General features: G+C 41.3%; 20 protein-coding genes. 15 read left to right on the top strand and 5 right to left on the bottom strand.

Annotated elements, in window-relative coordinates; genetic code table 11:
• Positions 1-120: 120 nt before the first annotated feature.
• Together GXP67_RS14255 and GXP67_RS14260 are read left to right on the top strand one after the other, a co-directional pair.
• Entirely contained in the window at positions 121-3,336 is a 3,216-nt protein-coding gene (locus GXP67_RS14255; RefSeq protein WP_162443729.1) for a SusC/RagA family TonB-linked outer membrane protein, read from the top strand.
• Between the two features lie 75 nt (positions 3,337-3,411).
• A complete protein-coding gene (locus GXP67_RS14260; protein WP_162443730.1) occupies positions 3,412-5,154 on the top strand; it encodes a RagB/SusD family nutrient uptake outer membrane protein in 1,743 nt (580 codons plus the stop codon).
• A 222-nt stretch (positions 5,155-5,376) separates the two neighbouring features.
• On the opposite strand, the gene GXP67_RS14265 is transcribed toward GXP67_RS14260, so the two are convergent.
• Positions 5,377-5,826: a hypothetical protein gene (locus tag GXP67_RS14265; RefSeq protein ID WP_162443731.1), complete on the bottom strand. Its 450-nt coding sequence runs from the start codon at positions 5,824-5,826 to the stop codon at positions 5,377-5,379.
• 193 nt (positions 5,827-6,019) lie between these two features.
• Here GXP67_RS14265 and GXP67_RS14270 point away from each other — a divergent pair, with 193 nt between their 5' ends.
• Positions 6,020-6,598: an RNA polymerase sigma factor gene (locus GXP67_RS14270; RefSeq protein WP_162443732.1), complete on the top strand. Its 579-nt coding sequence runs from the start codon at positions 6,020-6,022 to the stop codon at positions 6,596-6,598.
• Positions 6,599-6,706: 108 nt separating this feature from the next.
• Positions 6,707-7,111 carry a hypothetical protein gene (locus GXP67_RS14275; protein ID WP_162443733.1) on the top strand — a complete coding sequence of 135 codons (405 nt, stop codon included), beginning with the start codon at positions 6,707-6,709 and terminating at the stop codon, positions 7,109-7,111.
• A 29-nt stretch (positions 7,112-7,140) separates the two neighbouring features.
• On the opposite strand, the gene GXP67_RS14280 is transcribed toward GXP67_RS14275, so the two are convergent.
• The 3 genes from GXP67_RS14280 to GXP67_RS14290 all read right to left on the bottom strand — a co-directional run bounded on the left by GXP67_RS14280 (position 7,141) and on the right by GXP67_RS14290 (position 8,525).
• A complete protein-coding gene (locus GXP67_RS14280; protein WP_162443734.1) occupies positions 7,141-7,764 on the bottom strand; it encodes a Crp/Fnr family transcriptional regulator in 624 nt (207 codons plus the stop codon).
• Between the two features lie 56 nt (positions 7,765-7,820).
• Positions 7,821-8,045: a CDGSH iron-sulfur domain-containing protein gene (locus GXP67_RS14285; RefSeq protein ID WP_162443735.1), complete on the bottom strand. Its 225-nt coding sequence runs from the start codon at positions 8,043-8,045 to the stop codon at positions 7,821-7,823.
• Between the two features lie 204 nt (positions 8,046-8,249).
• Positions 8,250-8,525 carry a 2TM domain-containing protein gene (locus GXP67_RS14290; protein WP_162443736.1) on the bottom strand — a complete coding sequence of 92 codons (276 nt, stop codon included), beginning with the start codon at positions 8,523-8,525 and terminating at the stop codon, positions 8,250-8,252.
• Between the two features lie 244 nt (positions 8,526-8,769).
• Between GXP67_RS14290 and GXP67_RS14295 the strand changes: the two genes are divergently transcribed.
• Positions 8,770-10,047 (top strand): replication-associated recombination protein A, encoded by a 1,278-nt coding sequence (locus GXP67_RS14295; protein ID WP_162443737.1) that lies wholly within the window; start codon positions 8,770-8,772, stop codon positions 10,045-10,047.
• Between the two features lie 93 nt (positions 10,048-10,140).
• Positions 10,141-10,851, top strand: coding sequence for a sulfotransferase-like domain-containing protein (locus GXP67_RS14300; RefSeq protein ID WP_162443738.1), 711 nt, complete (start codon positions 10,141-10,143; stop codon positions 10,849-10,851).
• Between the two features lie 218 nt (positions 10,852-11,069).
• Here GXP67_RS14300 and GXP67_RS14305 read toward each other — a convergent pair whose 3' ends face one another.
• Positions 11,070-11,597, bottom strand: coding sequence for a DUF4385 domain-containing protein (locus GXP67_RS14305; protein WP_162443739.1), 528 nt, complete (start codon positions 11,595-11,597; stop codon positions 11,070-11,072).
• A gap of 81 nt (positions 11,598-11,678) precedes the next feature.
• On the opposite strand from GXP67_RS14305, the gene pth reads away from it, so the two are divergent.
• From pth to GXP67_RS14350, 9 genes are all read left to right on the top strand, one after another.
• A complete protein-coding gene (pth, locus tag GXP67_RS14310) occupies positions 11,679-12,239 on the top strand; it encodes an aminoacyl-tRNA hydrolase (protein WP_162443740.1) in 561 nt (186 codons plus the stop codon).
• A gap of 454 nt (positions 12,240-12,693) precedes the next feature.
• Positions 12,694-13,440, top strand: coding sequence for a ParA family protein (locus GXP67_RS14315; protein WP_162443741.1), 747 nt, complete (start codon positions 12,694-12,696; stop codon positions 13,438-13,440).
• 26 nt (positions 13,441-13,466) lie between these two features.
• Entirely contained in the window at positions 13,467-16,733 is a 3,267-nt protein-coding gene (locus GXP67_RS14320; protein WP_162443742.1) for a methyl-accepting chemotaxis protein, read from the top strand.
• Positions 16,734-16,851: 118 nt separating this feature from the next.
• Positions 16,852-17,376, top strand: coding sequence for a chemotaxis protein CheW (locus tag GXP67_RS14325; RefSeq protein ID WP_162443743.1), 525 nt, complete (start codon positions 16,852-16,854; stop codon positions 17,374-17,376).
• A gap of 20 nt (positions 17,377-17,396) precedes the next feature.
• Positions 17,397-17,891 (top strand): chemotaxis protein CheD, encoded by a 495-nt coding sequence (locus GXP67_RS14330; protein WP_162443744.1) that lies wholly within the window; start codon positions 17,397-17,399, stop codon positions 17,889-17,891.
• Between the two features lie 20 nt (positions 17,892-17,911).
• Positions 17,912-18,277: a response regulator gene (locus GXP67_RS14335; RefSeq protein ID WP_162443745.1), complete on the top strand. Its 366-nt coding sequence runs from the start codon at positions 17,912-17,914 to the stop codon at positions 18,275-18,277.
• Between the two features lie 16 nt (positions 18,278-18,293).
• Entirely contained in the window at positions 18,294-19,331 is a 1,038-nt protein-coding gene (cheB, locus tag GXP67_RS14340) for a chemotaxis-specific protein-glutamate methyltransferase CheB (protein WP_162443746.1), read from the top strand.
• A 16-nt stretch (positions 19,332-19,347) separates the two neighbouring features.
• Entirely contained in the window at positions 19,348-21,240 is a 1,893-nt protein-coding gene (locus GXP67_RS14345) for a chemotaxis protein CheA (protein ID WP_162443747.1), read from the top strand.
• Between the two features lie 52 nt (positions 21,241-21,292).
• Positions 21,293-22,105: a CheR family methyltransferase gene (locus tag GXP67_RS14350; protein ID WP_162443748.1), complete on the top strand. Its 813-nt coding sequence runs from the start codon at positions 21,293-21,295 to the stop codon at positions 22,103-22,105.
• Positions 22,106-22,184 lie beyond the last annotated feature (79 nt).

Genomic DNA, 22,184 nt, shown 5'->3' on the forward strand with positions numbered 1-22,184 from the left:
AAATTTTGACAAATTGGTTGGTTACTTATCAGCTTAAGTAATTAATCCGCCACTTTCTGTGCCATTACCATACTTGCTTTCTGATACTTTATTATCTATTAAACCTTTAAACCATTCTTTATGAAAATGAAGTTCTACTTCTCATTTGGCAAAATCTTGCTGCAAATGGGCATTTTTCTTTGGTGCTTCCAGGCTTTTGGGCAAAGCAGGGTCATTTCAGGTAAAGTAACAGCCCAGGAAGACAATACCCCACTCCCCGGGGTAAATGTAATTGTTAAAGGCACTACGACTGGAGCAGTTACAGATTCGAATGGTTCTTACTCAGTGACAATACCGGGTAATGATGTCTTCCTGGTATTTACCTTTATCGGTTATACAGCCCAAGAAGTAGCAGCAGGCAACCGTTCCTCCATAGATATCCAGATGGCGTCGGATGTAAAAGCACTGCAGGAAGTAGTGGTTACGGGCTATACAACCCAAAACCGCCGCGACATTACCGGTGCCGTATCAGTAGTAAAACCACAGGAATTATTAGCTACTCCGGCTGGTAATGTGCAACAGCAATTACAGGGACGGGTAGCTGGCGTAGTTACCAGTGGAACCGGAGTTCCAGGCGCCGGTGCAAAAGTACGTGTACGCGGCTTCGGGTCTTTCGGTAATAACGATCCGCTCTACATTGTAGATGGAGTGCCTACCTATAATGTAAACAACATTAACCCACAGGATATTGAGTCTATGCAGGTGTTGAAGGATGCCTCGGCTGCTTCTATTTACGGTGCCCGGGCTGCCAATGGGGTAGTAATTATGACCACCAAAAAAGGCAAAACAGGGGCACCCACGGTTAGTATAGATTCCTATTATGGCTTCCAGAAAGCACCTAAAGGCCCTAATATGTTGAATCCTACTCAATTAGGACAGTTATTCTGGGAAAGTCAGTTGAACGCTGGTCAGACACCAAGCCATGCTCAATACGGTTCCGGTGCCGAGCCCCGTTTTCCGGATTATGTGATTGCCGGCTCTCTTGCCGGAGTAATGGAGGGACATCCAGATACCGACCCTGCACTCTATAATATTGATTATGCTCGGCCCATTCACCGGATTGTACGGTTTAATAAAGAAGGCACTGACCAATGGAATGAACTATTCCGGACAGCCCCTATTCAGAGCCACCAGGTAACCGCCAACGGCGGCACAGAATTCAGTAATTATTCGGTGGGTCTCAACTTTTTTGATCAGCAGGGCTTAATGCATTATACCGGATATAAGCGCTACTCTCTCCGGGCAAACACGCAGTTTAAGGTGAAAAACAGAATCCGCTTGGGTGAAAATGTGCAGGTGAGTTATAATGAAGCCAAAGGAAGCCGTTCAGGTGAAGAAGGTGGGGAAAGTTTACTGCTAAATGCCATCCGGATATATCCATTTATACCCAGAAATGACGTTATGGGCAACTGGGCTGGTACGGCTGGAGCCGGAGCCGGTACTGGCGCTAATTCATATGCCGACCTTTACCGGAGTAAAGACGATATAAACTCAGCCATGCGTCTGTTTGGTAATGTATATGCAGAGGTCGACATTATCAATGGTCTTACCGCACGTACCTCATTTGGAGTGGATTATGAAACCCGTTACGGACAGGACTATGAATTCCGGACCTACGAGAGAGCGGAAAATATAGGTGCGAATGCCTATACCGAGCAAAACGACTGGACCCGCAACTGGACCTGGACCAATACGCTAACCTATAAAAAGGTATTTGCTGAAAAACATGATATTACTTTGCTTGCCGGTACAGAAGCCGTAAAAGAAACCGGCCGTGGCGTATCCGGCAGAAGGATTAATTTTTTCTCTGATGATCCTTATTTCCGCGTATTGACCAGAGGTGCCCCTGTAGGCCAGAACAATGATAGCTATGGCTTTGCCTCTACACTGTCCTCTGTTTTTGGCCGGGTCGATTATACGTTTAACGACAGGTATATAGTTAATGCGACCTTGAGAAGGGATGGCTCCTCCAGGTTCGGGAGCGAAAACCGGTATGGTGTATTTCCGGCAGCCAGTGTCGGATGGCGTATTTCAAGTGAGAATTTTATGAAAGGAGTCCCTTTTGTAAACGACCTGAAACTGCGTGTAGGCTGGGGACAGATGGGTAACCAGCTGAATGTAGACCGTGAAAATGCATATAGTTTTTACCGTTCTACACCTGGCAACTCTTCCTATGACCTGGGAGGAACAGGCAATTCAGTAATGATGGGCTTTGATATGGACCGGATTGGGTTTAGCCGTACCAAATGGGAAGCAGCCACTACCACTAACCTGGGAATTGATGCCGTACTGTTCGACAGCCGTCTGGACGTTGCCCTTGATGTGTATAACCGTACTACTGAAGGCCTCCTTGTCCGGGCACAGGCAGCAGGTACGCTGGGCGATGCTACCCTGCCTTTTGTAAATCTGGGCGATATTCGTAACCGGGGTATCGACCTTACCCTTGGCACCCGCGGAGATATCGGAGGCTCGGGTCTCAAATATGATGTAGTATTGACCCTGGCCCACTATAAAAATGAAGCTTTACGGGTAGGGGCAAATGCAAAGGATTTTATTCAGGGTTCTGTTTTACGGAATGTGGAAATCACCCGCAGCGAAGCTGGCCAGCCTATTTCTTCGTTCCGTGGCTATACTATTGATGGATTCTACAACACGCAGGAAGAAGTAGACGCTGGGCCGGACCAACCCCAGAAAGGGATAGGTTCCTGGAGAATCCGCGACCGGAATAATGATGGAGTAATCAATGCGGATGATCAGTCCTATATTGGCAGCCCTCATCCTGATCTTACGACAGGTCTTAATTTTACCCTTGCTTACAAAGGTTTTGACCTTAGCATCTTCCTTTATTCAGTGCTTGGGAATGAGATCTATAATAACACGAAATGGTGGACCGATTTTAACTCTTTCCAGGGAAACAGAAGTGTGCGGATGCTGGAGCAATCCTGGAGAGCAGGAGCAGATAATTCCAAAGCAGTACTGCCGATCTTAAATGCTACAGACACTTATAGCAACAGTATTGCCAATACTTATATGGTAGAGAGTGGTTCTTATTTAAGAGCCCGTACGATGCAGTTAGGTTATAATTTTCCTAAAACCCTCATAAGCCGCCTGGGTATGAGCAATCTAAGGCTGTACGTGCAAGGCCAGAACATATTTACCATTACCAATTACACCGGGGTTGATCCCGATGTAAGTTCACAGAGCCAAATAACGGGTCAAGAAACTGGGATGGGTATAGACATGGGATGGTATCCAAATCCGAAGCAATTTCTTCTGGGATTAAATCTGAGTTTCTGAGAAAAGCCTTTAGAGAAAAGGAGAAGTTTAATTAATAATTAAAACCATTCGCTTTAAAATTAACATTGATAAAATATGAAAAATATAATCACCATAGTTGCAGGTTTTCTCCTGGCTGGTGCGGTCCTGGTGGCCTGTAAAGAGTCTTTCCTCGAAGAGCCACCCAGGGGTACATTTAGTGAAAGTGTTTTAAAAAACCGGGCTGGTATTGATGGACTATTAATTGGTTCCTATTCCCTGCTTGATGGGGTAGGAGGGCCATCGGGAAACTGGGAAGCAGCCGGTTCCAACTGGGTATTTGGTAACGTAACTTCTGATGATGCTTACAAAGGTACAGATGCAGGTGACCAGATTGAGATTAATCCTATTGAGCGCTATGAGGCGTTGCCTACTAACGGATACTTTAATTTCAAGTGGCGTCATCAATATGACGGTGTATCCCGGGCAAATGATGTGCTGCGCCTCTTACCTGAAGCCAAGGATATTCCTGAAGCGGAACAGCTCCAGATTACAGCAGAAGCCCGTTTCCTGCGTGGATATTATCATTTTGATGCGAAGCGGATGTGGAATAAGGTGCCTTATATTGATGAAAACACAGTGAAGTTCACTGATTTCACTACTGCTAATGTTCCTAATAACACCGATATATGGCCACAGATTGAGGAAGACATTAAGTTTGCTTACGATAACCTGCCTGAAACCCAGTTGCAGGTGGGCCGGGTAAATAAATGGGCGGCTGGTGCTTATCTGGGCAAAGTGTATATGTACCAGCGCAAATTTGCTGAAGCCAAGCAAATATTTGATAATGTGATTGCAAACGGAAAAACCAGTGGTGGTAAAAAGTATGCGCTGAATCCACAGTACCACGATAATTTCAGGGTAACCGGGAATAATAGCGCAGAATCTGTATTTGCTGCCCAGACATCTGTGAATGATGGCTCAAATGGAACAAATGCCAACTGGGGAGATATTCTTAATTTTACCTATGGAGGTGGTCCGGGAGGTTGTTGCGGCTTTCATCAGCCTTCGCAAAATCTGGTAAATGCCCATAAAACAGATGCAACCGGCCTGCCTATGCTGGATACCTTCAACCAGGCAGATGTAAAAAGCGACCAGGGGGTGCTTGCCACCCAGACCTTTGAGCCATACCAGGGTAGCCTGGATCCCCGGCTTGATTGGTCAGTAGGCCGCAGAGGTATTCCCCACTTAGACTGGGGCAATCACCCTGGTGCTTCCTGGATCCGCGACCAGGTATATGCCGGTCCATACAGCCCTAAGAAAAACCATTATTACCAATCGGATCTTGGCAAAAACACAGATGGGTCCAGCTGGACTAGTGGGTTAACCAATATTAATATTAACCTCATGCGTTTTGCAGATGTGTTGCTGATGGCTGCTGAAGCTGAAGTAGAGGCAGGAAGTTTAGAACAAGCCAGAGCATATGTGAATCTGATAAGAGAGCGAGCTAAAAATCCGGAAGGCTTTGTAAAGAAAGCCGATGGTACGCCTGCTGCAAATTATGTGATCAATACCTATACTGCTCCATGGGCTGATCAGGAAACAGCTCGTAAGGCTGTACGCTTTGAGAGAAGGCTGGAGCTGGCTATGGAAGGTCACCGCTTCTTCGACTTAGTCCGCTGGGGTATTGCTGCCGAAACGATCAATGCTTACCTGGCCAAAGAGAAGACTTTACGCCAGTACCTGATTGGAGCTACATTTACTGCCGGAGTTGATGAATACTTCCCTATTCCTGAACAGCAGATTGTACTAAGTACAGTAAATGGACAACCTACCTTGCAGCAAAATCCGGGTTATTAAAGTCACCTGTACTAGCTTTATGAGCTGACAATTGAAACAAGAGATATTTAAATATATGCCAGGGGGTATACCTGCCTTTGCTTTGGTAGAAATAATGATTCTCTCCAGGTTTATCAGCCGGTAAAAAATAGGGACACTCCCTATAAAACAAAAGTTCTGCCCTCGTAAGGCAGAACTTTTGTTTATGATATAAAGAAGGGCTTTAGTTTTAATACAATTGCTTTAACTCTTCTTAAACTTAACAGGATTAACCAGTTTGAAGCCGGGGTTTGCATAACTATAGGTATGCATATTTTCACTGCTAAACTGTTCTTCCAGCTTAAATGGCCCTATATTGCATAATCTCTTACTATCTATCGTAATTTCATACATAGCACCACTTACCGACTTGTACGGAATGTGGTAAATATACATATTTAACCCATTTACAATTCCATAGGGAAAGCGGTTAGAGATCTGAAAAGCCTGGGCTTGATGTGTGCCTTTCTCTTTTATCTGCAAATCTATTACTTCATAACTAATGTTCTGATGAAGCTGAACAGAGATATAAATATGGAGGGAATCGCTTCCTTTTGATTTAGAAAAAGCAATGTAAAAATCGTTTGGATTCTGCGCAGTAGCAAAAAAACATAAAGACTGAAATAAAAAAACAAAGAATAGTATTCTTTTCATAAATTATTGACTGTTACCAGCTAATATCAAAAACTGCAAATTATTATCATACAAATAAGCACAATTATGAATGCTTTTTGCTGGAAAGATGTATATTATCTTACACAAGAGATGAACCCTTCATATCTGCTGGAGGTTACTATTTTAGAGTAAAACAAAAATATTTGCAGCATACATTCGTCTACAGTTTTACATGAAAGCAGCACTTACTATAACTCCGGAAGTTCAGCTCCGGAATAATGAAACAATCAGGCAGACTTTTCAGCAGGAAAAAAACCGGCTGCTTGCTTTTATTCGTAAAAGAGTAGCCGACCAGACAGATGCAGAAGATATACTACAGGATGTTTTTTTCCAGTTTACGGAAAGTTTAAGTTTACCTGTCCCTATCGAAAAAGTTACTTCCTGGCTGTTCAGGGTAGCCAGAAATAAGATTATTGACCGTTACCGCAAGCGGAAACCCGAATCGTTAGACAAGCATTTTCATACGCCGGAAGATGATGAATCGCTGAGTCTGACAGATATTCTTACAGATGCGCAGGACAGTCCGGAAGATATGTATACCCGTGAACTGATCTGGACACAGCTGGCAGCAGCTCTGGAAGAATTACCTGTGGAACAGCGCCAGGTATTTGTGTGGCACGAACTGGAAAATAAAAGTTTTAAGGAGATTGCCGAAATGACAGGAGCAACTGTAAATACCCTGCTCTCCCGGAAAAGATATGCCGTATTATATCTGCGCAAACGTCTGCAGGATGCGTATAATGATCTGTAATCTACATTTTATCGTATAGGATTGTGGAAAATTGCATAGGTATTCTGTAGAAGCAGGAATATATAATAATTAAAAGATTTTTTAGTACAAATTATAAATATAGAAAATATGAAAAGTGGATGGATTTCCCGGGCAGCAAAGATTACTGCTTTGGTTGTGCTGAGTATTGCTGGAATGGGTTTTTTACTGATGGTATTATGGAATGTGCTGATACCAGATATTTTTAATGGTCCGCAGATCACATTCATGCAATCTCTGGGTCTATTGCTGCTAAGCCGATTATTATTTATGGGTTTCAAACCCTGGGGCTGGAAACAAAATTATGTGGCCAAAAGTGAATACTGGCGCAAAAAGTTTGAAGAGAAAGTAGCAAATATGCCCCCAGAGCAACGGGAAAAAATTAAACAAGCCTATGCCCGCAGGTGTGGAGGCTGGTACCGAGAACAAAACAAGCAAGAGGAAATTACAAGTGTTCCACAAACGCCTACCCAGGAATACTCACAAGTTCGCTAAACAAGATATAAAGTTAAATTACTAAATATTTAAGCTTGTTTGCTCCGGATACGGCTTAGGGTTTCTGGAGTTATACCTAGATAAGAAGCAATATGCAATAAAGGAACCCGCTGAAGCATCTGTGGATACTTTTCCAGTAAGTTCCGGTAGCGAATTTCCGGGGAGTCCAGAAGAAAAGATTCTTCCCGCAATGTTTTCCGATTAAACATTCCTTCTATCATGATACGTCCGATTTTTTGCCATTTAGGATATTGGTCAAATAAATGGAGAAGCAGCGACCGGCTGAAACAAACCAGGGTAACTGGTTCCATGGATACTATATTAAATCTGGCTGGCAATATAGCCATATAGCTATGGTATGCGCCTGTCGCCATAGATTCAAAATTGAAATCGTTGCTTACTTCTCGTCCGTCTACCAGATAATAGTGCCGTACATAGCCTTGTATAATAATAGCGCATTGCGTACAAATTTCACCTTGCCTGAGAAAATGCTCTTTCTTTTGTAAGGTTTTTACTTTAGCTTCACTGGCAAAAGCTTCCCATTCTTCATCACTGAGTGGCACAATTTTATCTAAATAAGACCTTGCTTTTGCCAAGGCTTGCAGGGTTGATAAAGGCGCTTGCATGCTTCCTAAAGAATGTGATGGCCACACACGTATCTGATATTAGATATGTAAATGAATATCAGCAGATTGGGAAGCGAAGGATATTATACTTTTTTAGGCGGTAAATCAAAAGCAACCGCATTGTGCTCAAAATGGCCTTTGTGAGAGCCATCGCAAAACGGTTTATTCTTCGACATCCCACAGCGGCATAACGAAACAAGCGTACGGCCTCCCAAGCCATACGGCTGGCCGTTTTTATCTACGATCTCAAACTCACCTTCTATTTTTAGGGAACCATTATCGTTTACAGTAATTTTTGTTGTCGGCATAAGAAAATCAGGTTTAGGTTACGCTTGCATATTATACAAAATAATCCATTCCTACGATATCCGGAGAGTTTAAGTTAATGCCTGATCTATCGAAAACAAATAAAAAATTAGCTGAGTTCGTAACCAGTGCCTGTAGCCTGAAGGATTATATAATCATAGTTTCAGCAAAACCATTCAACCCACAGCCATTTGACCATCTTTTGCCTACTGGTTCTTTTCCATATATTCCTTGATTTTTCTTTCTTCCCACTCTCCGGCAATAGGAGAGAAACTACTAAAGGTAGAAAATGCCTGAAAAGCCAGACCAATTCCCCAGCCAAGCAAAGGCCAGTAAAACCACAAATGGTCTGGAGAAGTCAGCAGGTTAATAACAATAAGCGCTGTATTGATAATGACAAAAGCAATCAGGTTTCTATAAAAGTTCAGGCGCTTCTTTACGTGTCTATGTGCTCTTTTATACGTTTCGGGCGTTTCATTCATAGGATGGGTGCGTTAAATGATTGATACAAATGTATGTGCTCCTGTATGTAATAACATATTAATTCGGATAAACCCTGCAAACTATGTGATAAAGCTGCGTATTTTTGGAATGAACTGAAATGGGACGGTTAGCTTTCTAATCAGAAAGTATCTGTAGACAGATAGGAATTTATTCTGATAAAACAGGTGTATACTTGCGTCCTATTTCAATCGTATTTATTCTTTAATTTTTTAATTGCATAGCATGTTTGAACCTCAAACCCTACCCCCTCTGGCCGAACGGATGCGTCCCCAAACTCTTGATGATTTGCTGGGGCAAACCCATTTAACAGGCGATAAAAGTGTACTTCGAAAGGCGATTTCTACTGGGAGTGTACCTTCTATGATTTTATGGGGACCTCCTGGTGTAGGAAAAACCACCCTGGCTTCTATCGTTTCAAGGCAAGCCAACTTGCCATTTTATACATTAAGTGCCATTAGTGCCGGCGTAAAGGAAGTGCGGGAAATTATTGATAAGGCCAGGTCAGGTGGGAAAGCTATTTTATTCATTGATGAAATCCACAGGTTTAATAAGTCGCAGCAGGATGCCTTACTGGGAGCTGTAGAAAAAGGCGTTATCACCCTGATTGGCGCTACTACCGAAAATCCTTCTTTTGAGGTGAACAGTGCCTTGCTCTCCCGTAGCCAGGTATATACACTAAAGCCTTTGCAGGAATCGGAATTGATTCAGTTGTTGCACCGGGCCATGAAAGAAGATGAATACCTGCGGGAGAAAAATATCATTCTCAAAGATACGGCTGCTTTACTAAGTCTTTCCGGAGGAGATGCCAGAAAATTGCTGAACCTGTTTGAACTGGTGGTGAATGCAAACCCATCCGACAAAGAAATAATTATTACGGATGAACGGGTGATGGAAATAGCCCAGCGCAAGGTAGTTTTATATGATAAAAGCGGGGAACAGCATTATGATGTTATTTCGGCTTTTATTAAATCAATTAGGGGAAGCGACCCAAATGCAGCTGTATACTGGCTGGCTCGAATGATCGAAGGAGGAGAAGATGTAAAATTTATTGCCCGCCGCCTGCTGATTTTAGCTTCTGAAGATATCGGAAATGCCAATCCGAATGCTTTACTGATGGCTACCAATTGTTTTCAGGCAGTAAGTATGATCGGTTATCCGGAATCTGATATTATCTTGTCACAAACGGTAGTGTACTTAGCCTCTTCTCCTAAAAGCAACGCCTCATATATGGCCATCCGGCAGGCGCAGGCACTGGTGCAGGAAAAAGGAAGCTTGCCGGTTCCGATTCACCTCAGGAATGCCCCTACCAGACTCATGAAGCAACAAGGCTATGGCAAGAATTATAAATATGCCCACGATTATGAGAATAATTTTGTAAATCAGGAATACCTACCGGAAGGACTGGAGAATACAAAGCTGTATGAACCGGGAAATAATGCCCGTGAACATGAACTGCGTAAAACGTTGCGGAATTTCTGGCAGGAAAAATATGGATATTAAGAAATGATCCAATACCCATCGTTAAATTATCTGACTAAATGGTACAAATAAATAGTTGAAATTGAATTTTAAAAAATAAAGAACCCCGCTTTTATGATCATTCACCTGATTTCTGGTCCCAGAAATATCTCCACAGCCTTAATGTATGCGTTCGCCCAGCGCCTGGATACAGCAGTACTGGATGAACCGTTCTATGGATTTTATCTGAAATATACCGGGTTGGTTCATCCGGGCAGAGAGGAAATTATTCAATCGATGGAAACAGATACAGAACAGATATTCAATACTATTGCAGAGATAGAAAAGAAAAAGGGCAATGTATTTATCAAAAACATGGGTCATCATTTGCAAGGATTTGATTATACACCTATTCTGGCATATACCAATGTTTTTCTGATCCGGGACCCTGCGCAAATGCTGACTTCGTATGCAAAAGTAAGAGAGCAACCTACCTTGCAGGACATTGGCCTGCAGCAACAAGCTGAATTATTTACCTGGCTGCAGCAATCAGGTAAACAACCTATTGTAATAGATGGCAATCGCATCAGAACCCACCCGGCAGCCGAACTTAGCGCTTTATGTTCTCAATTGAAACTTCCTTTTACAGAAAGAATGCTCCAGTGGCCAACCGGACCTAAAGCGGAAGATGGAATCTGGGCCAGATATTGGTATGATAATGTGCATCAGTCTACAAGTTTTAGCCCGCCTGATAAAAAAGTTTTATCATTGCCCGAACATTTGCGAACTATATACGAGGAAGCATTGCCCCATTACCGGTTTCTAAGCAATTACGCTGCAAATTGATCTAAACTTCTTGCAAACATTTTAGGAAGTGAACTTCGTATGCAAATTAATATTAGTTCCGCTGCCAAATGCAGATTGGATAGTGAGTTTTCCGTTGATTTCACCTGCCCGTTTATGAAGATTTTGTAAGCCCTTTTCCTGCCTAACAGCCGCTGGTTTAAAATCTTTTCTATTGACAGTTATGCGCAGAAGCAGGTTTAAAAAAGACAAATTCTCTACTACTTCTCATACTTTGCTTTATGCTCAGCCATGAGTTGACGGTAAAATATGTTTTCTCTGGCAGCTACCCATTTTTGCTTAAATATAGCCGCGGCAGCCGCTTTTACTGGGTCCGGGTCTAGAGGAAGCAATGCATCTGTTCGGGCTTTTTTTTCTGCTTCAGCCGTAGTTTCATGCTGGGGATTATGCGTGTATTTCCTTCCAGACTTATGATTAGCATACCGGCGGGCACGGGTATAGCCCATTTGCAGAAATTTTCTTGCCATATCCGCTCCCACAAAATCATGTATTTGTAAATATTCCAGGAACATGTCGTATATCTTTTCTGAAGAAACAGCCGCAGTTTCAGGATCTTTAAAACGCCAGTGAGGCAGAATTTCTGATTTATAAGGTTCTACCATAAGTACTCCTTGTTCTCCTTTGCCCACTCTGTACAATTCTGGATGCTCTCGGAAATTTACACCGAATAGCTGCTGGTTGTAATAAGAAGGCAAGCGCTGGTAGTGAGATTCTTTTTTACTTTCCATACTCATTTTACGGAAATTCCCTACCGATACGTTGCATTCCCATATGCCAAAGGTATATTTGCGTTTTGAAAAGCTGAATCCATGAAATACCTGATCGCCGGCCTCGGAAATATTGGCCCTGAATATGAGCTAACCCGCCACAATATTGGCTTCCTCACCTTAGACCAGCTGGCAGATAAAAATGGAACGGATTTTACTACCGACCGCCTGGCATATACAGCCGATTTTCGCTATAAAGGAAAAAGTATATACCTTATTAAACCAACCACCTATATGAACCTGAGTGGCAAAGCTGTAAATTACTGGATGAAGGAGTTAAAAATTCCGCTGGAGCAGGTGCTGGTGGTTACAGATGATATTGCCTTACCTTACGGAAAATTACGCATGCGTCCAAAGGGCTCGCATGGAGGACATAATGGGTTAAGAAATATTGAAGAAACCTTAGGAACCCAGGAATTTGCCAGGTTGCGGTTTGGTGTTGGGGGAGATTTCCCCAAAGGAAAACAAATTGATTATGTATTAGGCAACTTTGATAAAAATGAATTTGCTGAACTTCCCCTATATATTGACAAAGCCAACGAAATGGTGCTCTCCTTTTGCACAGCAGGTATTCAACATACGATGAGTCAATTTAATAGCTAAGCTGTTCAGATCAGCAATTATCTTTCTGTGATTTTTTGATTATTAACCTTTTAGCAATTGATATAATTTCTATCTGTAGGTATCTACATTATTTTAAGGGTAAATTATGTAATTTTTTTGCAAAATCAGGAGTAATCCAGTTTTTAACATTCCAAACATAGAACAAATATCTGCCTGCTGATATTTTACTACTGATTACTCCAGTCGTTCAAAATATGCTCTTAAATATAATAGATCTGCGGAATTATTGTCTGTTAGCAAGCCGTGAACAGAAAGTTTAGTAACTCCTTCTGCAAACCATTATAAGGGCAATCGGCAGAATATACCAAGTAAGTACTCAAAACCCATAAGTGTATGTGCTTAAATACATATGTAGGGTAATACCAGATAAACACCTTCCCATTTTTGCTTTTACCCCTACTTTTAAAAATAATTTTTTACAAGTAGTTCATTCATGGTTATTGCACTGGTTAATCAAAAAGGGGGCACTGGTAAAACAAGCTCTGCAGTAAACCTTGGAAGTGCGTTAGCCAGCTTACATAAAAAGATTCTGGTCGTTGACCTCGATCCACAGGGAAGCCTGACTTTTTCATTGGGTATACATAATACAAGCCAATCTCTGGCCTCTTTATTTTTAAATGAAGCAAGTGCAGAAGAGGTAATGGTAAGTAGAGAAGAAATGGATGTGATACCAGCTGATATTAGGCTGGCTGATATCGAAATAAGTTTATCACAATCGGCAGAAAGGGCATTTTTTCTGAGAAATATCCTCAGTAATCTTCCTCATTACGACCATATTCTGATTGACTGTCCGCCTTCGCTATCGTTGCTTACCATTAATGCGCTAACTGCAGCTAATCAGGTGATTATACCTTTACAAATGGAAGTGTTGAGTATAAAAGGCTTACATCAAATATTACAAACTGTTGAAAAAGTGAATCTGGCTTTTCAACACCAGCTGCAAATACTGGGTGTATTGCCGGTAATGATAGACAGCCGAAAAAATCTGAATGGGGAAGTACTCAGCTATATTAAGCAACATTACCCGGTAAACTTATTTCAAACGCATATCCGCACCAATGTAAAAGCCTCTGAAGCACCTTCGTTCGGAAAAAGTGTAATCGCTTATGCCCCACAATCTAATAGTGCCAGGGATTATATGGCGCTTGCCAGTGAAATTGTCAATCTACATCATAATTAATTCAGAACTATTAAAATAATATCTGTATGGCTTTAGGTAATAATATCAAAAAGGACCAGTTGATTCCTGCCAATAATCAACCAGAAACGAAAAAGGGTGCAAAAAACAGCATGAAATCTTCGGTAAGTGTAGATGATCAATACTCGCAGATTCTGGAGGCCCTCAGCAAATCGCAGGCAGTTATTGAGTTCAACATGGATGGAACTGTTATTACAGCCAATGAAAATTTTCTGAATCTGCTTGGATATACACTCGCCGATGTAAAAGGTAAACATCACCGGATATTTTGCCAGGAAAACTATAGTAACAGTACGGCTTATAAAAAATTCTGGGAAAACTTAAATAAAGGCAGATTTGATGCTGCCCAGTATAAGCGAATAGGTAAAGACGGAAAAGAAATATGGATTCAGGCAACCTACAATCCAATTTTGGATGGATCAGGAAAACCTTATAAAGTGGTAAAGTTTGCTACAGATATTACTGAGCAGAAAAAAATGGAGGCCGAAATTAATGAAGCCTCCGGACAATTAAAACGACAAGAAGCAGACTTGCAGCAGAACATGGAAAAACTGCAGGATATTCAGGAGGATATGAAACAAATCATTCGGGAATCTCAGGCTAAAGAACAGTATCTGAACGACCTGATCAATGTTTCTAAAGACTCTATTTTTACAGTAGACAGAGAATATAAAATAATTAGTTTTAATGAGACTTTAAAACATTCTTATACAAGTCTGGGCATAGATCTTCAGAAAGGGACTGACATGCTTCAAATCCTGGGTGAAGAAGAAAGAATCAAACTCATTGTTAATTATCAGAAAGCTTTTCAGGGGGAAACCATAGAAGTTACGCAGAGTTTTTCAACGAATAATGTTGAAAGCCATTATTTAATGACTTATAGTCCATTGCGTAATGAAAATGGAGACATAATAGCAGCAGCAGTATTCTCTAAAGATATTTCTGCTTTGGTACAAGCTCAGAAGCAAGCTGAAAGTTTATTGAAGGAAGCCAGGCAACAGGCTGAAGAAATGAAAGCCCAGGAGGAAGAATTGCGGCAGAATATGGAAGAGGTACAAGCTACTCAGGACGAAATGGCCCGCAAACAAATTGAGTTAGATGGCCAGATTGCTGCGCTGAACAATGCAGCCATTGTATCTGAAGTAGATTTGAAAGGCCATATTCTTGCCGTAAACGACGAGTTCTGCCGGTTAGCTAAATACACCAGAGAAGAACTCATTGGCCAGAAGCAAAGTATAGTGCGCCACCCAGATATGCCAGGTGCTGTTTTCGATGATTTGTGGGCAACCATTACCAAAGGCAAAGTATGGAGAGGCGAAGTAAAGAACAGAGCCAAAGACGGTTCGCACTACTGGGTAGCCGCTACCATTACTCCGGTGCTCAATGAAAACGGCAGGCCGGTTAAGTACATCGGTGTTCGTTTCGATATCACGGCTCAAAAAGAACAGGAAGAAGAAATTAAGCGGAATATGCAGGAAATGGCCCGCAAACAAATTGAGTTAGATGGACAAATGGCAGCCTTGAATAATGCAGCCATTGTATCTGAGGTAGATTTGAAAGGCAACATATTAGCCGTAAACGATGAGTTCTGCCGGTTAGCTAAATACACCAGAGAAGAACTCATTGGCCAGAAGCAAAGTATAGTGCGCCACCCAGATATGCCAAGTGCTGTTTTCGATGATCTGTGGGCAACCATTACCAAAGGCAAGGTATGGAGAGGCGAAGTGAAGAATCGGGCTAAAGATGGTTCTCATTATTGGGTAGCCGCTACCATTACCCCTGTGTTGAATGAAAACGGCAGGCCGGTTAAGTACATCGGTGTTCGTTTCGATACTACTGCTCAAAAAGAACAAGAGGTAAAAATTAAGGATAATGTAGAGCAGATGCAAAAAGCGGTAGATATGCAAAAAGCAAATCTGCTTGGCTTTGAACAGGCTACCAAATTTATCCAGGAGCTTACTATAGGTAATTTCAATTCGCAGATGAATGTAGCAGGCCTGGAAATTGATGAAAATGTATCAGGAGTGATTAGTAATCTGAATTCATTACGAAATACACTAAAAGAGATCATAAGTGAAGTAAATCAGGTAGTTAAACTCGCCGGCGAAGAAGGTAAACTGAATGCCCGTTTGAATGTAAAAGAAAACAAAGGCGAGTGGAAAGTATTACTCGACTCTATGAACCTGTTATTGGCTTCTATTTCCGAACCGGTTCTTGAATTTAATTCGATCATTGCTGAAATGGCCAAGGGAGACCTCACCAACAAATTCCAGATGAAGGTGAACGGAGATATTCTTAATATGGCTAGTTCGCTCAATACAGCTATTACTAACCTGAGTGACTTGCTAAGTACGATTGGATTGAGTTCAGATGTAGTAGCAGATTCATCTAAAGGCATGATGAAAAAGAGCGAAAGCATGAAGAATAATACAACTGAAGTAGCTTCTGCTATTTCGCAAATGGCTAAAGGCGCCCAGGAACAAGCTATTAAAACAGATGCCTCTTCTAAACTTGTGGAGGAAGTATTAAGATCTGCCAATACGATGGAACAGAAAGCCAATGTGATTAATAAAGCGGCTGAAAAAGGGCAGAAAGGCTCAGAAGATGGACTAAAAATCGTAAAACGACTGGTAGAAAACATGGGTGAAATCGGGGAATCTGCCAAGAAAACGTCTGGTTCGATTGATATTCTTACCCAGCGTGCGGAAGAGATTGCCAGAACCCTGAATGTAATTACAGATATTGCAGCTCAAACTAATTTACTGGCACTGAATGCGGCCATTGAAGCTGCCAGAGCTGGAGATGCAGGCAGAGGTTTTGCCGTAGTAGCTGAAGAGATCCGGAAGCTGGCGGAAGATTCCAGAAGGTCGGCAGTAGATATTGAGAAGATCATTAAAGATGTACAGAAGGATACACTGGCAGCCGGTAAAGCCATAGAAACCATGCATTCAAGTGTAAAAATGGGGGATAATGCTTCCAAAGAGGCCGAATCTATTTTCCAGGAAATTGCCAAGTCGAGCAATGAAACCTTTAGTTTCTCCAAGGAAATTCAGGAAGCTACTTCTGAACAGAAATCTTCTATCAGTGCGGTGGTGAAAAACATTGAGCAAATAGTAGTGGTAGCTGAAGAAACAGCAGCCGGTACACAGCAGGTAGCCAGTTCCTCTCAACAGTTGAACCAGGGTATGAATGATATTACCGAGGCAAGTGCCAAGTTATCGCAGGTAGCCGCTGAATTACAGACAGGTGTAAGCAAATTTAAACTAAAAAAGTAAGCGATTGACTTAAGCAATGGTATCAGGCCTCTTCCAGTACAAAAAGAGTCCTGATACCAATAGCTAAAATTTAGCTTCATACCAATGAATGAATTATTCATTTAACTAGAGCGGAATTATGGAAATCAAAGAAGAAGGTATAGTCACAAAGGCAAGTTCACATAAAGAGAATGAAAAGTTTAACCGGCATCAACTTATTGTTTTTAAACAAGGCAATGAGGAGTATGGCCTGGCAATAGATCAGATTAAGGAAGTAGTGCTAACCCCAAAAATTACAAAAATGCCGCAGACACCGCATTATGTGAAAGGAGTAGCTAACATCCGGGGAAATATCATTGCCATCATTGATCTGGAAGAAAAGTTTGGTATCACTGACAAAAATACAGAAATCAATACTGAAGGAAAGTATACCCTGGTAGTTGCCAGCGAAGAGTTTAAGGTAGGTATTCTGGTAAAGGAAGTACCTAATACTCTGGCTGTTTCTCAATCAGATATTGATGAAACTGTTAATATAATTCAGGATGAAATACAGGAGAGTAATTATATCAAAGGAATTGTAAAAGTAAATAACCGGCTGATCATTCTGATTGATATCTATCAAATTATGAGCAAACAAGAGTTAAACCAGGTAATCCGGAAATAAGGCATATTAAGTTGTTTGATATGAATCTGACTAGCGGAGAAAATACAATCAGAGAATTTGTGCTGCAAATGGGAGATATAAAAGTATCTGCTGGGTCAGGTATTTTTACCTGTTTTGGCCTTGGTTCTTGCGTAGGTTTATTTCTGCATGATAGAGTTCATAAGATTGGCGGTGGCGCTCACATTATGTTTCCTGATTATCATGCCCGTACCGTGATACAGGCAAAATCCTACTATGCTGAACCTGCTATCGAAGAAGTGCTTAAGCAGATGAAAGAGGCTGGTGCTGATCTTGAAAAGCTCCGGGCAAAATTAGTAGGAGGTGCACAAGTAATGGATGCCAAACTATTGGACATGGGTTTTCAAAACACGCATGCTATAAGAAACGCTTTAACCAGGTATAAAATTTATATCGCTGCTGCGGATTTAGGAGGATATACCAGCCGGACAGCCAGATTCAAAATCGCCGATGGAAGCCTGTCAGTAACCTCACAAACAAATACATATATAATTTAATCAATTTAATTCGAATCAGCATGGCAAAAAATGTTTTAATCGTAGATGATTCTCTTTTTATGAGAGCTGTGATCAAAGATGCACTGGAAAAGGCAGGATACCAGGTAGTAGGCGAAGCAGCCACAGGTGAAGCAGCTATTGATCTGGCTCTGGAACTCAACCCGGATGTGGTAACGCTTGATAACATTCTGCCGGATATGGTAGGCACAGATATACTAAAAGTATATAAGCAGGAAAAACTTCCGGCCAAAGTGATTCTCATCAGCGCTGTAGGTCAGGAGTCGGTAATTGAAGAAGGGATGAGCCTGGGAGCCAGTGCTTACATTGTAAAACCTTTTACATCAGAGCAGCTGGTGCAGTCTATCGAAAAATCATTTACCAGTTAAATAATCCCTTATCCTAGTGTCCGGTAAAATAAAAGTATTGTTGATTGAAGATTCCGGGCTGATGCGTCTGATTATCTCTGATATTTTGCGGACAGATAAAGACATAGAAATTGTAGATACAGCAGAAAATGGCAAAGATGGGGTAGAAAAAACGCTGAAGCATACACCTGATGTGGTGGTTACCGACTTAGTAATGCCATATTATGATGGAGTATATGCTGTAAAGCACATCATGAAACAGAAGCCTACACCCATTGTAGTGCTTAGCAGCCTTGGTAAAGCCGATCCGATAGTATTTGATGCTTTAAAAGAAGGTGCCGTCGATTTTATAGACAAACCCAAAGAAAAGGTAATTTCTAATATACGTGACGTAAATCATGTGCTGATAGAGGCAGTAAAAGCAGCTCAGAAAGCAAATGTTATGGCTTTACCCAAGCAGGATAAAACTATTACTCATGTCCATACTTTTGATACGCAGCTCAATTACGACGTAATAGCCATGGGTGCTTCTACCGGTGGCCCGGGTGCTGTGGAAAAAGTAATAGATAAATTACCGGCTAATTTGTCCATACCAGTGGTGATTGCCCAGCATATGCCGGAGCGTTTTCTGGAATCGTTTGCTAAAAGGCTGGATATACTGACACCATTGAAGGTTAAACTTGCTGAAAAAGGCGAGCTTCTCACTGGCGGAACAGTATATATTGTTCCGGGTAATAGCAATACCAAAGTAGGACGGGATGCTTTTACAGGTAAAATAACTTTCTCCTTTACCAAACGTGAGTTTAGGGAATTTAACTATCCTTCGGTTGATTGCTTGTTTTTATCAATTGCAGAAACCTATGCCAGCAAAGCCATTGGTGTTATTCTCACTGGCATGGGAAAAGATGGCACAGAAGGAATGAAAGCTATTTACGAAGCTGGTGGTTATACCATTGCCCAGGATGAGGCGTCGTCAGTAGTATACGGTATGCCCAAAAGCGCTCTTGAAAGTGGTGTGATAAAAAAATCTGTTCCCATATACGACATTTCCTCTTTTATTATCGGATGTCTGTAGTTTAAATTTTCATTATATGGATTCCAAAGAAGAAGAATACAGGGAAATATTTCTGGCCGAAGCCCTAGAAAATTATGAAGAGCTCAACCGCCTGATAACAGAACTGGAAAAAAATACTTCCAACAAGAATGCTATCAATGCAATTTTCCGGATTACCCATACCCTTAAAGGAAATGCGGCCGGAATGGGCTTTGAAGATATTACTAAAATGTCGCATACGCTGGAGGACTTATTTGTAGAAATCCGGGAGGGTAAATTGCAGGTAGATGCAGCTATTTTTACAGATATATTTAAAGCCATAGATACACTTGGCGCTTTGATCGATGCCCTCAAAACTGGAAAAACAGTTCGCTACCTGGGTATCAAAACCAAGCTGGAAGTTATTTTGAAAAAAGCCGCTGAAGCTGGCATGCCATTATCCACCAATGATAATCACGATTCTCAGAAGAAAAACACAGATCAAAATCAAATAAAGCAGCAGGTTGAAAATACAATTCCTAATGAAGACCGAGTTGTTAACAATGAACCTGAAAAAATAGCCACAGAAATAGCATCAGATCCATTAAATCAGCAAGTGCTGGAAAATACCCAGGCATTATTAGATGATATTTTTGCTGCTAAAGAAATTTTGACCTCTGAAAAATCAGCTGAAGCAGATACGGTAGACACCAAACTTACTTTCTCTGACCTGGTGCAAGTGCCGGTAAAAAAACTGGATAACCTGCTTAATCTGGTAAGTGAGCTTACCATAGAACGGGACCGGATTATAGCCATGAATTCCAATGGATTTAGCCGCAATGAATATTCCCGTTTGCAAAGAATATCCTCAGACCTGCAATATTCTGTGATGGATGTACGCCTGGTGCAGGTGGGGTTTCTATTCAATAAATTCCATAGAGTAGTCAGGGATGCAGCCGCTCTGGAACACAAAAAAGTAACTCTTAAACTTGAAGGCACCGATGCTGAGATTGACCGGAATGTCCTGCAAATTATTAGCGATTCTCTTATTCACTTAATCCGCAATTCGGTTGGGCATGGTATTGAAACGCCTGAGGAACGCAAAAAGGCAGGCAAATCAGAAACTGGTACCGTTACTTTGCGTGCCAGCAACGAGAGTGATGCAGTTATAATAGAAATTATAGATGATGGGAAAGGCATTGACTCCCGCATTATCAAAAAGAAAGCCATTGACAAAGGACTTGTTTCCAAAGAAACAGCCGATACCATGTCGGAGGCAGATATTATCATGTTCATTTTTGAGCCTGGTTTTTCGAGTGCTGAGCAGGTTACAGCTATTTCGGGGCGTGGCGTTGGTATGGATGTAGTAAAGCGGGCGCTGGACTCTATTAGCGGCAATATAAGCGTATTTACAGCTGTTGGCAAAGGTTCTACCATCAGATTATCGCTGCCCTCTTCTATGGCTGTTAAAGGAACTTTATTGTTTGAACTGGATAAATCGGAATATGCTATTCCACTTACCTATACGGAGGCAGTCGTTTCGTTATATAAATCTGATGTGCATAAAGCTGGTAATGGGCTCATTGCCACACATCTGGGTAAAACTATTTCCATTGTTTTCCTCAAAGATTTGTTTTCTACAGCAGATTATTCACACCATTCGCAGAACACTATTTTCCACACCAGCTTCGATCAGGTTAATGCCAAAGAAAAACTGGCCATTATTATTGTTTCCTATAACAACCGCAAAGTAGGATTTGTGGTAGATAAACTTCTGCAACAAAAAGAAATTGTTGAAAAACCATTGATGAAGCCTGTAGATCATGTAAAATTTATCAGTGGGGTAACTATTCTGGGAAATGGAAATATCTGCCTGGTGCTCAACATTGCCAATATTATCAGTTATATTTTTAAAATCAGCAATACAATTGCCGGTAAAGCCCTCTGTTGATAGTAAAAAATCAAACTGACTTGCCGAAGAACTATTTTTTAATCTTACATACGTGGTAGAGTTAACAAACGAAGAATTGAACTCTCTGAACAGGGTTATTCTCACCAGATATGGAATCGACTTTACCAGTTATGAAACCGGCTCATTTAAGCGGAGAGTAGCCAGGGCTATTTCTGTATTTAATCTTGAATCTGTGCATAGTTTGTGGGCGAAACTGCTCAAAGAAAGAGATTTTATCTATCCATTTATTGATGAACTTACAGTTGGTTTAACGGCCATGTTCCGTGACCCTATTTTATGGATTTCCCTTAAAAAAGTATTGCGTACCTATCATGAAAAAGATCCTATTCATATCTGGCATGCTGGCTGTTCTACCGGGGAGGAAGTTTTTACGATGGGCATTTTGCTCGACGAACTGAATCTGGCTTCTCAGGCTAAAGCACTGGCCACAGATTTAAACCAAGGTGCTGTTAAAGCTGCCAGAGAAGGCAAATATAGAAAACAGGTGATGGATGAGTATATACAGAATTTCAGGGAATACAATTCGGTTAAAAGATTTGAAAGCTACTATACGCCTCATGGAGATACGGTCTGTTTTAATCAAAGTTTGATCAGGCATGTAGAGTTCCAGAACCACAATCTGATAATGGATAAGATGGAACAGAAGTTTGATATAATTTTTTGCCGGAATGTGATGATCTATTTTGATACGGCTACAAAACTTCGCTTACTTCAGCAATTCTATGATTGTCTGAATCCTGGTGGGTATTTCATCATCGGTTTTTATGATGCGCTTGTGCCACTAATAGATGAGAAAAAGTTTGAATTTTTCGATTTAAACGCTAAAATCTTCAGAAAAATATAAGTTTCCCTTCCTGCTTAGATAAGACAGATTACTGAAACGGAGTATTTACAAAACTCCTTCCAGCAGAATCCGTAAGTAC

Source organism: Rhodocytophaga rosea (genome assembly GCF_010119975.1).
In the GTDB taxonomy this organism is placed as follows: Bacteria; Bacteroidota; Bacteroidia; order Cytophagales; family 172606-1; genus Rhodocytophaga; species Rhodocytophaga rosea.

Excerpts from the sequence above, each read along its gene's own strand:
- GXP67_RS14255 (WP_162443729.1), top strand. The coding sequence starts at position 121 with ATGAAAATGAAGTTCTACTTCTCATTTGGCAAAATCTTGCTGCAAATG.
- GXP67_RS14260 (WP_162443730.1), top strand. The coding sequence starts at position 3,412 with ATGAAAAATATAATCACCATAGTTGCAGGTTTTCTCCTGGCTGGTGCG.
- GXP67_RS14265 (WP_162443731.1), bottom strand. The coding sequence starts at position 5,826 with ATGAAAAGAATACTATTCTTTGTTTTTTTATTTCAGTCTTTATGTTTT.
- GXP67_RS14270 (WP_162443732.1), top strand. The coding sequence starts at position 6,020 with ATGAAAGCAGCACTTACTATAACTCCGGAAGTTCAGCTCCGGAATAAT.
- GXP67_RS14275 (WP_162443733.1), top strand. The coding sequence starts at position 6,707 with ATGAAAAGTGGATGGATTTCCCGGGCAGCAAAGATTACTGCTTTGGTT.
- GXP67_RS14285 (WP_162443735.1), bottom strand. The coding sequence starts at position 8,045 with ATGCCGACAACAAAAATTACTGTAAACGATAATGGTTCCCTAAAAATA.
- GXP67_RS14290 (WP_162443736.1), bottom strand. The coding sequence starts at position 8,525 with ATGAATGAAACGCCCGAAACGTATAAAAGAGCACATAGACACGTAAAG.
- GXP67_RS14295 (WP_162443737.1), top strand. The coding sequence starts at position 8,770 with ATGTTTGAACCTCAAACCCTACCCCCTCTGGCCGAACGGATGCGTCCC.
- GXP67_RS14300 (WP_162443738.1), top strand. The coding sequence starts at position 10,141 with ATGATCATTCACCTGATTTCTGGTCCCAGAAATATCTCCACAGCCTTA.
- GXP67_RS14305 (WP_162443739.1), bottom strand. The coding sequence starts at position 11,597 with ATGGAAAGTAAAAAAGAATCTCACTACCAGCGCTTGCCTTCTTATTAC.
- pth (WP_162443740.1), top strand. The coding sequence starts at position 11,679 with ATGAAATACCTGATCGCCGGCCTCGGAAATATTGGCCCTGAATATGAG.
- GXP67_RS14315 (WP_162443741.1), top strand. The coding sequence starts at position 12,694 with ATGGTTATTGCACTGGTTAATCAAAAAGGGGGCACTGGTAAAACAAGC.
- GXP67_RS14320 (WP_162443742.1), top strand. The coding sequence starts at position 13,467 with ATGGCTTTAGGTAATAATATCAAAAAGGACCAGTTGATTCCTGCCAAT.
- GXP67_RS14325 (WP_162443743.1), top strand. The coding sequence starts at position 16,852 with ATGGAAATCAAAGAAGAAGGTATAGTCACAAAGGCAAGTTCACATAAA.
- GXP67_RS14330 (WP_162443744.1), top strand. The coding sequence starts at position 17,397 with ATGAATCTGACTAGCGGAGAAAATACAATCAGAGAATTTGTGCTGCAA.
- GXP67_RS14335 (WP_162443745.1), top strand. The coding sequence starts at position 17,912 with ATGGCAAAAAATGTTTTAATCGTAGATGATTCTCTTTTTATGAGAGCT.
- GXP67_RS14345 (WP_162443747.1), top strand. The coding sequence starts at position 19,348 with ATGGATTCCAAAGAAGAAGAATACAGGGAAATATTTCTGGCCGAAGCC.